14 protein-coding genes and 1 pseudogene are annotated in these 13172 nt (G+C 34.9%); 7 read left to right on the top strand and 8 right to left on the bottom strand.

Translation table 11 applies throughout. The features are described from left to right. Nucleotides 1–107 precede the first annotated feature (107 nt). The gene (locus AAGD76_RS04330; protein WP_006279913.1) at nt 108–650 is read right to left on the bottom strand and encodes a hypothetical protein; all 543 of its coding nucleotides are present in this window, start codon (nt 648–650) and stop codon (nt 108–110) included. 109 nt (nt 651–759) lie between these two features. Continuing rightward, on the bottom strand, nt 760–1260 hold the full coding sequence (locus AAGD76_RS04325) for a phospholipase D family protein (RefSeq protein WP_010082055.1): 501 nt from the start codon (nt 1258–1260) through the stop codon (nt 760–762). A 560-nt stretch (nt 1261–1820) separates the two neighbouring features. Here AAGD76_RS04325 and AAGD76_RS04320 point away from each other — a divergent pair. Next, nucleotides 1821–1961, top strand: a complete 141-nt coding sequence (locus tag AAGD76_RS04320) for a hypothetical protein (RefSeq protein ID WP_153296786.1) — start codon at nt 1821–1823, stop codon at nt 1959–1961. A 185-nt stretch (nt 1962–2146) separates the two neighbouring features. Here AAGD76_RS04320 and AAGD76_RS04315 read toward each other — a convergent pair whose 3' ends face one another. After that, nucleotides 2147–2980 (bottom strand): hypothetical protein, encoded by an 834-nt coding sequence (locus AAGD76_RS04315; RefSeq protein ID WP_341820434.1) that lies wholly within the window; start codon nt 2978–2980, stop codon nt 2147–2149. 167 nt (nt 2981–3147) lie between these two features. Here AAGD76_RS04315 and AAGD76_RS04310 point away from each other — a divergent pair, with 167 nt between their 5' ends. The 4 genes from AAGD76_RS04310 (at nt 3148) to AAGD76_RS04295 (ending at nt 5436) form a co-directional block, all read left to right on the top strand. Then, complete coding sequence (locus AAGD76_RS04310) at nt 3148–3786, top strand: HAD family hydrolase (RefSeq protein ID WP_264329592.1); 639 nt, start codon at nt 3148–3150, stop codon at nt 3784–3786. Next, entirely contained in the window at nt 3786–4277 is a 492-nt protein-coding gene (locus AAGD76_RS04305) for an RDD family protein (RefSeq protein WP_341820433.1), read from the top strand. The genes AAGD76_RS04310 and AAGD76_RS04305 overlap by 1 nt, the downstream gene beginning before the upstream one ends. Before the next feature lie 63 nt (nt 4278–4340). Beyond that, nucleotides 4341–4817 (top strand): bacterioferritin, encoded by a 477-nt coding sequence (gene bfr, locus AAGD76_RS04300; protein WP_007549093.1) that lies wholly within the window; start codon nt 4341–4343, stop codon nt 4815–4817. 1 nt (nt 4818) lies between these two features. Then, the gene (locus AAGD76_RS04295; protein WP_341820432.1) at nt 4819–5436 is read left to right on the top strand and encodes an SURF1 family protein; all 618 of its coding nucleotides are present in this window, start codon (nt 4819–4821) and stop codon (nt 5434–5436) included. 30 nt (nt 5437–5466) lie between these two features. Here the strand turns inward: AAGD76_RS04295 and AAGD76_RS04290 are convergent, their stop codons facing one another. Next, nucleotides 5467–7185 carry a monovalent cation:proton antiporter-2 (CPA2) family protein gene (locus tag AAGD76_RS04290; RefSeq protein WP_341820431.1) on the bottom strand — a complete coding sequence of 573 codons (1719 nt, stop codon included), beginning with the start codon at nt 7183–7185 and terminating at the stop codon, nt 5467–5469. A 5-nt stretch (nt 7186–7190) separates the two neighbouring features. After that, a complete protein-coding gene (locus AAGD76_RS04285) occupies nt 7191–7763 on the bottom strand; it encodes a thioredoxin family protein (RefSeq protein ID WP_010081997.1) in 573 nt (190 codons plus the stop codon). Between the two features lie 108 nt (nt 7764–7871). Here AAGD76_RS04285 and tmk point away from each other — a divergent pair, with 108 nt between their 5' ends. Then, complete coding sequence (gene tmk / locus AAGD76_RS04280; RefSeq protein WP_341820430.1) at nt 7872–8462, top strand: dTMP kinase; 591 nt, start codon at nt 7872–7874, stop codon at nt 8460–8462. Between the two features lie 80 nt (nt 8463–8542). Here the strand turns inward: tmk and AAGD76_RS04275 are convergent, their stop codons facing one another. The 3 genes from AAGD76_RS04275 to AAGD76_RS04265 form a co-directional block, all read right to left on the bottom strand. Beyond that, nucleotides 8543–10597 carry a recombinase family protein gene (locus AAGD76_RS04275; protein WP_341820429.1) on the bottom strand — a complete coding sequence of 685 codons (2055 nt, stop codon included), beginning with the start codon at nt 10595–10597 and terminating at the stop codon, nt 8543–8545. 33 nt (nt 10598–10630) lie between these two features. Next, nucleotides 10631–11575: a hypothetical protein gene (locus AAGD76_RS04270; RefSeq protein ID WP_341820428.1), complete on the bottom strand. Its 945-nt coding sequence runs from the start codon at nt 11573–11575 to the stop codon at nt 10631–10633. A gap of 41 nt (nt 11576–11616) precedes the next feature. After that, nucleotides 11617–12449 (bottom strand): IS5-like element ISWpi1 family transposase gene (locus AAGD76_RS04265; RefSeq protein ID WP_341820157.1). Its coding sequence is split into 2 segments (ribosomal slippage): nt 11617–12080 and nt 12080–12449, totalling 834 coding nucleotides; the frame shifts between segments, so codons are not numbered across the junction. Between the two features lie 55 nt (nt 12450–12504). Between AAGD76_RS04265 and terL the strand changes: the two are divergent. Next, nucleotides 12505–13029: pseudogene (gene terL, locus AAGD76_RS04260) on the top strand (phage terminase large subunit); the annotation flags it as partial. Between the last annotated feature and the right edge of the window lie 143 nt (nt 13030–13172).

Here is a 13172-nt window from a genome sequence, read left to right as displayed (position 1 = left end):
CAGAGTCAAGGAGAATGAAAGTTTTAAAAAATAGCATATTTTTTAATTATAAAAATTTGATATTAACTGGTGTTGGTTGATTGAGTAAAAACCAGTGAATGGTCACGTTAAAACATATTTTTAAATTTCTGCCAAAATCCTGGTTTATTATCATTAACCTTTGTAAATGTTATATTTAAACTGTATTTCGGATCATTTGGCACGTCGTATTTTATGCTAAATGTTGAAACTTTATCGTTATTGTAAATATGTACATCATCATATGATAGCTTTGTTGTGTAACACTTTACATACTTTTGCTTATCATGCACTAAATCACCTGACTCCCTTTCTAGTTCCACAAATTTCGTTTTTTTCTGACATTCCTTCATTTTTATTAAATCCTTATCTAGTGATATTGAAACTGGCAACGTATTTCCAGCATATTCTTTAGCTAAAAGTTCACTTTGAGGATACATTTTTATTTCCCTGCCAAAATGTGAGTCTATGAAATTATTACTCCAAAATTTATCGCCAGAATGCACGTACTCATCAGTAGCATACGGCACCCCACCATAATTGCATTGAACTTTGTAATCTCCAACACCGTTGTTTTGAAAAAAATCATGAATAGCAGTGTAGCTACCGGCAGCATCATTTATATAATCCATTACTTTATTCCTTAAATTTTTAGTTCATTATATCATAATCATTATGCCAATCAATCAAAAAAGCTCTCCCTTGCTGTTTTTAAAACTGATTTTGAGCAAGCGCTCTCGATTAGTTGGGAGCGTATTTGTAAGATTGTGACATTCGTGCCTCCCAGTTTTTCACATACTGCTGAATCAATTCAGGATAATCTGTAATAATTAATAAATTTTCAGCATTTCCTTTTTTAGCTGTCTTACTAAGGTTAAATGACCCTGTGATGACTTTTTGATTGTCAGCAATCATTATCTTATTATGAGCAATCTTTGGCTTATCATCGATCCAAATTGGTACTCCACCTGAAAATAATTCATTTATAACACTATATTTTGAGTAGAGTTGCGATTTATCTAAGATGACTTTAACATCAACACCGCGTTCTTTAGCATTAATCAAAGATTTTGCAACTGTTCCAAGAGTAAATGTATATTCTTGAACTAAGATAGATTTTTTAGACTGATCTATTACGTTGATTATCGGTACAGCACAATCTTCTCCAGGTGAAAAGCAAACCGTAGCTTTTGGGCAGGGCGAAAATATAAAACCCGCATAGTAATACAGAGAAAAACACATTAACAAGAGTAAAAAGTGAAAAAGCCTCACAACAACCCACCCCCGGATATACGGCGATAGGCTACATTATAATTTAATCACCTGTCAATAGACTTCTTGCATAGTTTTTGGCAACAACCGTTAGAAACGAAAAAACTTACTTGACAAACTCCGCCAGCCCCCTTATCATGAAACTGAAGGTATTCAGTTATCTTCATCTGTGCAGATTAAACAGCAAGAAAACAACGTAGTTGGCGTCTTATTTTTAATTTTTTGCACTATGTGTACCTTATGTCTTCACAATATTTCTAGGTTTTTACCTACACAAGCTGAAACGCGCTTATAAGTCGTTTAAGACAGTATAGTACGCCAATTTGCAGGATTAGGGAGTGACAACTAGCTAACACGGGGTTTCTTTTGCCTTTTTTTCTGCTTAGTAAATTTCTTAAACATTTAAACTAAGGTGAGTTGCATTTAAAAGCAGCTAAATTGCAGTGTTTAAGACTTAAAAAACGCCAATGTTCTAAAATAGATATTAGCTGGGGCTTCTTTTGCCTTTTTTTCGCTTGGTAAATTTCTTAATGTTTATAGCTAACATGAAGCTAAGTACGAACTTTGTTAAATACAACAAATGGTGTCATCCCAGTGCTCCTTTTTTTGTCATCCGAGTAGCTGACACTGGGATCTATTTTGCATGTAACTCCAATTGTGTTTTGGCATAAAACGCGACGCGTATTAGACTTATTTGCAAGCAAAGCTTGCTAGATCCAAGTAGTCAGGGCACTGGGATGACATCATAGGGACACTGGGATGACACCCTGACAATCGTCATCCCGCTACTTGTTAGCGGATGAGATACCGCGGCGGTATGACGGTTCGTGGCGGTATAATGAAGCTTGAAAGCGGATCACCTTTCACGACCCGTGTTTACTTCATTCACTTTAGGAGTATTAACAGGCGTTATTGCCGGGTTCTCAAGCTTTGTTGCCTGCTTCAAACCCTCGCTTACACTTTTGTCCTTTAAAATTTCATCAAGCTGCTTACTCTTTTGTTGCTCTTCGTTATTTGACGTATCTCTTTGAGCATCTTCTTTCATGCCACGAGCATTCTCTACATCCTTTTCACCTTCACCTAAAAATTTTTCTAATATTTTCTTAACAAAGCGCTTCAGAAGACTCAAAAACCCTTCTTCTTTTTGATTTTCTTGTGGTTGAGGCGTGGTATCTTTTTTGTCCGGCTCAGTGTTGAGCTTCTCTTTTACAGAACTCTTGCTCACTGAGGGACTAACGATGTGCTTTGATGGCTGTGTATCTGTTTGTACAGAAGCCTCAGAAGTCTTTTTTTGTCCACTCTGTTCAACACTTTTACCTTCTGTTGTAGTTTCTCTAAGAGTGTTAGCTGCTTCTTGAAATTTTTTGTCATTTTTTAATTCTGCAACTTTTTCACTTGTGAAGATGCCCTTCCCTTTATATTGTTGGTCAAGCTCAGCAATTCTTTCAAAATCTTGACGTGCTTTTTCATCTGCACGTCCTTCTTGACTTTCAAGTTTCTGATTCAATTCCGCAACGTTTTTCATTTTGTTCTCAAGCTCCTTACTTTTCACAGCTTTTAGAGCCTCTGTTCCTTTTGCGATATAATTAACCTTCTCTTCTAATGAGGTACCTTCTGGAAAAGCACCTGGAGAACGTTCAAAGACGTCTTTAAACTTTTTTTCAACACTTTCTTGAGATGTCTGGGCCATACCTATTACCTATTAAAACATATCATATAACCAGTATATTAGCTAATTATATAAAAAACAGTTAACATAACTTGTGGTAAAGAGTGTTTATCAAGGGCGTCCTATTTATATCTTTTTCATTAAAATGCTATTTACTTATTAAGTTAAAATGTATAATTATATAAGAGATGAAAGATAGCTCATTAGCAGTAGTATTCGATTGGGATAATACCTTAGTTGACACTCAAGATAATATTTTTAATGCTATTAAGCATACCATAAACTCAATGGGGTATAGTAATAAAGCTGCTGATAGAAATTCCCACGAATCGAGAAAGAGCTATATGGTCAATTTGTTTGGCGATCAGTGGAAAAAAGCAAATCAGATATATCAACAATATTTAGATGATGCGCTATTGCAAAACATCGCTCTGAATCAAGGAGTAGAGAAAATGTTGCAGACACTGAAAAGCCACAATATTTATCTAGCAATAGTAAGTAATAAGAAAAATACTAATTTACGTAAAGAAGTTGCCTATTTTAAACTAGATTCCTACTTTGAAAGAGTGGTTGGGTCATGCGATACTGCAGAAGATAAACCCTCCGCAACTCCACTGCTATTTGCACTAGAAGAGAGTGCATTGCCTATAAATAGAGAAAATGTGTTTTTTGTTGGTGATAGCATCACGGATATTTTGTGTGCACAAAATGCCAATTGTTTACCTATTATATATGGCCAATCAATAAGTGGATACGAAGATTTGTTATGTTTTCAGCATTTTGATAAACTTACAGATTTCATAATAAAATATTTGAAAGATAGGTAATGACCGCTGTTACAGAGATTGCCAGTATACAAAGGCGCTTTTGCGCATATTTAATAGATGTAGCAATTTTATTAATTCCAACTTTATTAATTATACTGCTATTAGAGGATTCTCCGTTGATCTTACATCTATCATACATGTGTGTAAATTGTAGTTACTTCACATATTTTATATCTTCAAAGGCCCAAGCAACTCCCGGCCAACAGTTACTGAATATATATACTATCAATTTAGATAATTCTAAAATAGACTTGAATTTAGCGTTTGACAGAAGCACTTCCCAGTTTTTTCTTCCTTTGTTAAACAGTGTAGCAGTTATCCTTACTGAATTTTTGCAAGATCAGGAAGTATTAATGAATGTCTTGAGTGCATTGAAAGTAATTATAGTGCTACTCACTCTCTGCTGGTATCTAGTTGCTTGTTTTTCTAAAAAGAAACAGACATACCACGACATGCTATTTAATACGGTTTGTTATCAAAGGAACTATTAAATGAGTTGCTATAACTATCGTTATCATATAAATTATGCTGATGAATTGAACTAAGGGAAGATTATGAATGAAGAGATAGTAAAACATTTGAATAAATTATTGACCAATGAGCTGACTTCTGTACGCCAGTATCTTTTGCATTTTGCGATTCTCAAAAATAATGGAATTAATAGACTTGCAGAAAAGGTAAAAAATGAGCTTAACGAAGAACTTGAACATGCAAACAAGTTGGCAGAAAGAATTTTGTTATTTAAAGGAGTTCCAAATTTTCAGGATACAAACGAAATATCAAAGCATGATGGAAAGTTTACAAAAGACACAATACGGAAAATCTTAGAAGCTAATTTGAAATTAGAGGGAAAAGGTATTAAGGATATCAAAGAAACGATTTCTATCGCTGAGAAAGAAAAAGATTTTGTTAGTGTAATGTTATTAGAAGAGATGTTAAAAAATGAAGAAGAGCACTTCCATTGGATTGAGAAACAGATTGACCTTATTGAACTAATGGGTGTTGAAAACTATTTAAGAACACAAATATAGAGTGTTAAAAAAGATAGTATTTATTTTAATTATACCTTGCTCACTTCTTTTTTTATTAGGGTTATGGCAAATATTCAGATTGAACTGGAAGAATAATATTATTAAAAGTATGAGTCTTCCAGTGGTTCATCTATTGCCCAATAACGACCTTGAAAAATTTAACTATAGGCATGTCAAGATCGATGGGATTCTAAGTGACATAGAACTATATGTTTTTGCAGGGCAATATGGATATCATGTGTTATCTCCTATGCTACTTACTACTGGGAATTATATGCTAGTGAACAAAGGAATAGTTAAAGAAAAAAAAGAGGAAAGAGCAAAAATTGAAAAAGTAGCTGCGGGTGGAGTTTTATATTGCAATAGCAGTAAAAGCAAAAATTGGTTTATCAAGAACGATACTACTTCGAATACATGGTTTACCCTGAGTACAGAAGAAATTTCCAATGAGTTAGGTATTAAGCTAGAGAAGTGTGTATTGTGGCCGAACAATTTTGGCAGCAAAGTAGCTATACAGCCAATGAAGCATTTGGAATATGCAATCACTTGGTTTGCACTTTCCTTAATTTGGTTGATTATGTGCGTAATTTACTATAGGCAAAACCTCAATAAAGCTTGAAGCTTTCTGTACATAAAATTAGAGAAGTAGTTATTCATCTTTATCACTACCAAGGTCTTTTAACATACTGTAATTGCCTTTTCTGAATCTACTTTTTAAAGACGTAACTCCACTTTCGCTAATACCACTAAGGCTCAGTGCAGCTCCACCTAGCTGCAATCCTATCTCAGATGTTTCAGGAATAATTTTACTAGCTCCTAGATCTCTATAAACCTCCACATTACTCAGATCTGGTAAGCGTATTACAATATTTACATGCGGAAAATTTGCTGCAACTAAAGAAACAACTTTTTTTATAGTAACTTCATTCTTTATTGAAATAACGAGAGCTTGAGCTCTTTCTATTCCTACCGATTTTAAAATTTCACATCTTGTAACATCTCCAAGATATATAGGAAAACTATCACTTTTTCCTTCTTTGACTATTTTCGATTGAATATCTACAACAACGTAACTTAAATGCTCTGCCGTAAGCATTTTTGTTACCATATATCCCACTCTACCAAATCCAGCAACTATCACATGGTTATAAAGATCTTGTGTATCTGTTTCAACAGCTTCATCATCTAATATTGTTTTCTCAGTGCTAAATGAGTTTGCTATCCAATCTCCAAGCCCCGATAAAAGAGGAGTGAAAGCCATGGTTACTGTAGTTACCATCATAAGTACTTGAGCGATTTCACTTGGTAGCACATTTAGCTCATCTGCTAAGCGAAACAAAATAAACGCAAATTCACCGCCTTGTGAAAGCAGTAACCCAGCTTGTATAGCAGGTGCACTCTTAAACCCAAAAAATCTACACAATATATATATAATAGATGTTTTTAAAACGATAAGGATAATCGATAATAAAGTAATTAGTGGTAACTTATTGAGTAAAAGTTCGGTATTGATGGACATACCAACAGTCATGAAAAATAAGCCAAGAAACAAATCTTTAAATGGCAATACTGCGTGTTCTACTGAGTGTCTATATTCTGTTTCTGCAACTAACAATCCAGCAACAAATGCACCTAATGCTAACGATAAATGGAATTGCTCAGTAATAAATGCTGCTCCTAATACTATTAAAAGCGTTGTTGATATAAAGATCTCATTACTTTCCATTTTAGCAATAACCGAAAATAAAGGTCTAAGCAATAATCTACCAGTTATAAATATCAGCACTAATGCAATAGTTGCTTGCACCAATGAACCTGCCAATGAGCTTATCAGGCTGTGCTCAGAATTGCCAGTAAGTAAAGGTACCAATACTATTAATGGTACCACTGCAAAATCTTGCATTAATAGCACTGCTATCGACAATCTACCAACCTGACTTGCTTGAGAACCTTTTTCTTGCAGAACCTGCAACACTATTGCTGTTGAGGATAGCGCAAGCCCACCACCAATAACTGTTGCTATATTCGTATTCACTCCGAAAGCAAGAGCGATGCACCATATTGCTACCATGGTAACTATAACTTGAAGAGAACCGAACCCAAATACATGAATACGCATAGCGATCAGGCGTTCAAATGTCAATTCAAGGCCTATAATGAATAATAGAAAAACTACACCAAATTCTGCAAGATTATCCATTGCTTCAGCTGAGTGTATCAGATTAAATCCGTGAGAACCAATAACTGCACCTGCAACGAAGTAACCAAGCACTGGACTAATATTCATTTTCCAAAATGCTATGACTATAAACACAGCAGCAGAAAGCAAAATTATAATATCAAACAAATGCTGAGAGCCACTGTGCATGATATTTAACCTGTAGAATTAGACCATTTAATTGAGCAGCCAATACTTGATTTTTGGTCAATTGGAGAATTACCAGTTTCTGCAATAAATTTCATAGCTTGAAATAAGTCACTACTTCCTACTTCATAGCTTTGAACCTTTTCTTTTTTTGTGTCGTTAAAACGTCCACGATAGCAAAGGTTTAAATTGGAATTAAAGCCGAAAAAGTCAGGAGTGCAAACAGCCCCGTATTCTTTAGCTATTTTCTGTGTACTATCAATTAAATATGGAAATATAAACTTATTTTCCTTGGCAAAATTAATCATATTTTCAAAGGAATCTTCTGGATATTCATTTACATCATTTGGCATTATTGCAATGGTGTTTACCTGATAATCTTTTTTCAATTGATCAACATCGCTTACCAGATTGCTAATAATTGACTGAACGTAAGGACAGTGATTGCATATAAACATTATAATAAGACCATTTTTTCCACAACAGTCACTTAATGCATAATATTTATTGTCTACTCCCAAAAGATTAAAATCTTTTGCAGTAAAACTAAAATCGACTTTAGGAGTATTCAGAGCAACCATAGACTATTATTATACCACATGTAATTTACGGTCTTATTATTTAAATGTCAAACGGTTTCTATGTATACTGTTTGCATATTCTTTTTTAGTATTATAATTATAAAACTTATGTTCATAACTTTCGAAGGAATAGACGGCTCTGGTAAAACAACACAATCTAAGCTACTTGCAAATCATTTTAAGCAAATTCGCGGCGAAAATAATGTGGTATTGACTCGAGAACCAGGTGGCACTAACTTTGCAGAGAAGGTAAGAGGAGTATTGTTAACGAATAATATTGATTCTATTTCTGAACTCTTGCTACTTATCTCGATGAGGCGCGAACATATGAAAAAATTAATATTACCAGCTCTTGCAGAAGGAAAAATAGTGATTTGTGATCGGTTTATTGATTCAACTATTGCATATCAAGGATATGGGTTTGGAGTTGACTTAGGGCTAATAAGGGACTTACATAAGCTAGTGGAAATTAAATATCCAGATATTACATTCATTCTAGATATTGATGTTAAAGTTGGGTTAAATAGAGCAAAAAACAAGAATAAATATGAAGAAATGGATGTTAATTTTTACAATAAGGTCAGAAAAGGATTTCAGGAAATAGCCATAAAAGAGCCCGTTAGGTGCAGTGTTATCACTGGAATTGAAACAAAAAATGATAATCACGTACACAATGAAATTATTGATAAAATCACCTAGCTTGTGATAGAAAATTATCAATTTCAGGTAACATTATTTCATATGAATAACTTTTTGTTTGATTATACATATTGATACTCCTATAAAAAATTTAGATTGTTGAACTTACCATCTTTAAAGTCCATAAACATTTTAACAGTTTCTGGTTTATCCTCAAATAGATATTTACCCTTTCCAATACTATCATCTTTCCGTATTTTAATTTGACCATTGTTTATTCTATCGTAAAGCCAGTGGCCGGGAACTTTAAGGATTTTTGCGATTTGTGGAACAGTAAAGTAACCAGGCACTTTAGTTGGATGTGATTGCCACTTTTTCAGAAAGATGTTATTCTTTAATCTAATTGTTTTTACTGTGCTTTCTAATACAACATTTTTCATGGGAGAGCGATGCCCATGTTCTTCTAAGTATTTAGCAATTTCCATATCTGTCTTGCCTTCTTTACTGAGCTTTATTATAGATTGCTCCATTTCTGTTGCTGCAGTTAATTCACGAAAAGATCTTACTGGAATAGGCACATTAGAAGTAGTAGTTTCTCCACCATGCCATACAATGCGTATTTGTAAGCAGTCGCGTTTAATTCTGTATGCTACTACTTTATCAATTAGGCAACGGAGAAAGGACTTTCGTTGTTGACGTGACAGAACTGGCTTATGCCAAATCTCAGGTAATCTTTTGCCTACATCTAAAAATACTGTTTTCAATTCCTCAGATAATTGAGGCGTTGGTTTACGTGGATGCTGACGTTCGAACATAATTTCTGCTTGCTGGAGTTCTTTCAATGCTTGTTCCCAGCGTCTTTCAAGTTCTGCAGCTACAAGACGATTGTCAGGGTCTACTTGATTAAATTGTCTTTCTGCCAATCTAACTTGATACCTTAGACGCTCTAGTTGTTGTAAATGTGCTTTATTAATTGCTTGTTCAGATTGCAATTGTGAGTTAATCGCCTGAGTATAAGCATCAAGCTCAATTTGACCAAGTGCTGCAAAAAATTTGGGAACTACTTCATTATCAATAATATCAGCTGGTAAAAGTTGACATATAGGCACAAGGTACTGCTGGCGTAAATAGTTGCATAAATAACGGTTTCCTTCTTTATACTGTACCAACATTTTGTGTCCACATTCTCCACAATAGATTATTCCATGCAATAATGCTGCACCTGGTCTAGCTATACCACGTGTTTTATTGCGATCATATTCTGCATGATTATCTTTTAGCATCATTTGAATCTTTATAAAAGTTTCCCAATCTATATAAGCTGAATATTTATCTTTGATTAAAACTTTCCATTCCTCCATTGGTAATTTTTTTGTTATTTTGTCAACAGAAGATGGCTCATGGCGTGTAGTACGGGAACGTCCATAAACAAATGCTCCAGCATAAGCTGGGTTTTTGAGTATTGAAGTAATTGCTGCCACAGTTGGCTTTTTCCACTGCAGTTCTTTAAATTTGTCATATCTAGGAATGGTAAGTTGATGATCATTAAAATGTCTTAAAACCTTTGATGCTGTTCGTTTTTCCAAAAAAGTTTCAAAAATAAGATTAATACGAGACTGAACTTCAAGGTTAGGATCCTTATTCACAGAACCATCAATATTACGAACAAGGCCAGCTGGAAGAGATAATGCTAAATCGCCTCTAGTTGCTTTATTTAGCAGTCCAGCATTTAGTCTAGCTTTTATAGTAGATAACTCCATTTCAGCAAGTTGTCCTTTCAGACCAAGTAGCAGCCGACCATTAATAGTACCAGGGTCATAAATACCATCTCTATCGGCTATCAAACACTGTTTATAGCCACATATGTCCAGCAATGGGTACCAGTCGGAACAGTTACGTGATAATCGAGTCACGTCGTAGGAGAAAATAATCCCTACTTTTGATAAAGTGACTTTAGTGACAATTTCTTTAAATCCTTCACGCTTTTCAGCACTAGCACCAGTTAAACCTAGATCACTATCAATGACTACAATATTATCAGCTTTCCACCCAAGGTCAATTGCTCTTTGTTTCAGTGCATACTGTAACTCCAAGCTTTCTTGATTGCTCAGTGCTTGATGAGGTGTTGATTGTCTGATGTAAATTATTGCTTCGCGTGCTAGGTGTTGTGCTGTGATTAGTTCTGATGTACTCATAGATAACCTCTTTGGATTCTAATAATATATTTTCTAAAATTTCTGACTTGAAACTTTGCGGCATTTTCTGCCACACTTGATGTGGTTTACATGGCATAATTTATACTCCTTTGCTAAAGAAACAAACTCGTATAATGAAGCCAATGTTAACTTGCTGATGATAAAATCTTGCTTACTAACTAAGTCAGTAGCAGAAAACGGAATACGTAGAATGATGTAGTTACGATAAGTAACAAACACATTGCCACCATTGTGGGCTTTTGAGCTTACAGATGATATGGGAAAAGTTCTGCCAAATAGTGGATGCATTGGATCTGTAACTGTGATTTCTTTAGTTGCTTGATTATTGAAGGTGGTATTAAGGTGATTGATCGTTTGAGTAGCTAAAAAATCCTGTATTTTGTCTGGATCTTCTTCACTTATCATCTTATATGCCCTTGCGAGGTTCATTAATTCACTTCTATTTTTTTTATTGCTTACTTCAGTAATAGTAAAAAATTGATCAAAATGGTCTAAGAGGTCTTTATTTTTTATTGAAGACACAATATCGTCAATTTCTTTCACATATAATGCAAGTTTGTGTGCTTTACTACGATCTTCAAAACAAAGATTAACAAGCACGTTACGAAACCTATCTTTCGTAGTACTTCTCACTTCTGCTAATAAGGACTTAATATTTTCTTGGCAATGCACTCTCTTTACCGATTCAGCCGGTTCAACCATACCAAGAACATTCTTTACCAAAGATTTTTCTTCACAACTAAATATGAACATGTAATAACCCATCGATAAAGTGAAGAGCAAGAACATAGCCGGAAGTAAAAACGGAGCTAATACATTTTGTGACGCAGGGAAAATAAACCAGGTAACAGTTGCTATTGACACAGTTACAAATAATCCTGATAAACATAATTGTGCTTTTCTTCTATAATTCTGATCAATAACTGTACTTACACCAATAGAAGCTATATCAATCATTACTCACACCTCATTAAGAGGTTGTCCGGAAACTAGTAAATTCAAGCATATTCCCTCTTTAACATAACCCTACTCATAGCTAGGTATATGAAATTCTCAGTGGATGTTGTGAGTAAATCATACTCCTTCGATAGCCTTCTATTCCTATTAACCCAAGCAAAAGTCCTTTCTACAACCCATCTTCTTGGCTGTACTTTAAACCCTTGTTCTCTTGTTGGTAGTAGCTCAGGTGGCGTATCTTTGTGCACCCAAAATCTACATGGAGGCCTTTTAACAATTTCAATATCTATGTCATATTCTTCCTTTATGTGATTCTTTAAATTTCTTCCTTGGTATCCCATGTCAGCCCACATTTTTTTAACTTTAGTATATTTTGTTCTCATATTGTTTAATGCTATTTTAATACCATCTCTATCATTTTCGTTAGCAGCACCTACGTAACAACCTAGTATAAAACCCTGAGTGTCTGTAATTATATGCCTTTTTCTACTCTTTACTTTTTTACTTCCATCATAGCCTTTGATCCCCCCTTTTCTGTAGTCTTTACAGATTGACTATCTACTATACAGGCACTCGGCTGCTCATTCCTTCCTATTTTTCTTCTACTATATTTTGTAATTTCATAATTCATTTTCTCAAAAATTCCCTGCTTCTTCCATTGCCTGAACTGCTCATACACAGTCTTCCATAGCGGAAAATCATTTGGTAAATACCGCCATTGACACCCTGTACGCAATACATAGAAAATTGCTTCTAATATTTCTCTTTTGCTATACTTTGGCGGCCTTCCTCCTTTCTTGTATGATACTCTGAAGTGTTTTTCTATTCTTGCCCATTCCCTTTCGCTTAGATCTGTTGGATACTTTTTTCTCATCTTTACCCCGTACTAAAATTTCAGATATTATAGCCTTTTACTTGTTTCCGGACAACCTCTGAAACGCTATAAAAAATTTCCTGATAATCTCTCGCATATAACACAAAGTTGGGATACTGCGGTTTCAACAAGTAACATGAGCAACTTTAGTGTCTGCACCACCTGGGCAAAAATAGATAATAAATTCTATTTACTCGACGTATATCGCGCAAAGCTTGAGTATCCAAAGCTTAAAGAACAAGTTTTATCACTAGCTGCAAGATGGTCACCACACGCGATTTTGATCGAAGCCAAAACAAGTGGTCAGCAATTAGCACAAGAGCTGAAGGCAAACAGTCATTTGCCCATTATCGAAATAGTGCCACATGATGGTAAGCTCACTCGATTCCACCGGATTGCTCCGATGATAGAGTCTGGCAGGATTATTTTGCCGCATCAAGCAGTATGGCTAAATGATTTTGAGTATGAAATTTTAATGTTTCCAGAAACGCGCCACGACGACCAAGTGGACAGTACCGTGCAATATTTGCAGTGGGTGAGAAACAGTACCTCTAGGGTTACGGCTGTACGGGCATTGTGATTTGAGAGCAATTTCCACAAGGGAGGATGTCATCCCAGCGCTCCTTTTTTTGTCATGCAAGTAGCTGACACTGGAATCTAGCTTCTCGTTGCTGCTGCGATCATATACTATTGTAATGAGCCTTCAAAGTCACTTAAAAATAG

The sequence above is a fragment of the Wolbachia endosymbiont (group A) of Cydia strobilella genome (assembly GCF_964026745.1).
GTDB classification, from domain to species: Bacteria; Pseudomonadota; Alphaproteobacteria; order Rickettsiales; family Anaplasmataceae; genus Wolbachia; species Wolbachia pipientis.
This window is presented reverse-complemented; position numbering and strand designations above follow the sequence as displayed.